The sequence below is a fragment of the Rhizobium croatiense genome, assembly GCF_019793465.1.
Lineage (GTDB): Bacteria > Pseudomonadota > Alphaproteobacteria > Rhizobiales > Rhizobiaceae > Rhizobium > Rhizobium croatiense.
This window is the reverse complement of sequence record NZ_JAILYJ010000110.1, coordinates 1-255: the sequence shown is the minus strand read 5'-3', so window position 1 is coordinate 255 and position 255 is coordinate 1. Positions and strand designations below refer to the sequence as shown.

Sequence of the window (255 nt, the reverse complement as noted above, 5' to 3'; positions counted from 1 at the left end):
ATCGTGGCAGTTCGGCGGCGCGCATGTCCGAGTTGGGATAGGCGACGGCGTAGGCCCACTCTCTGAGGGCGGTCTGGATGAAGCGTTCGGCCTTTCCGTTGGTTTTAGGCGTATATGGTCTGGTGCGGACGTGCTTGAGGCCGTTGTCGCGACAAGCTTGGCCGAATGGCTTTGATGTGTAGCAGGGACCATTGTCGGTCATGACGCGCTCGACCGCGATCCCGAGGCTGGCATAATAGGCCAATGCCGCCTTCA

The 255-nt window shown here is 60.4% G+C and carries 1 protein-coding gene; it reads right to left on the bottom strand.

Annotation, left to right across the window (positions count from 1 at the left end):
- Positions 1-255, bottom strand: a 255-nt coding sequence (locus tag K6M89_RS30795; protein ID WP_222135298.1) for an integrase core domain-containing protein, incomplete at both ends; no start/stop codon positions are given.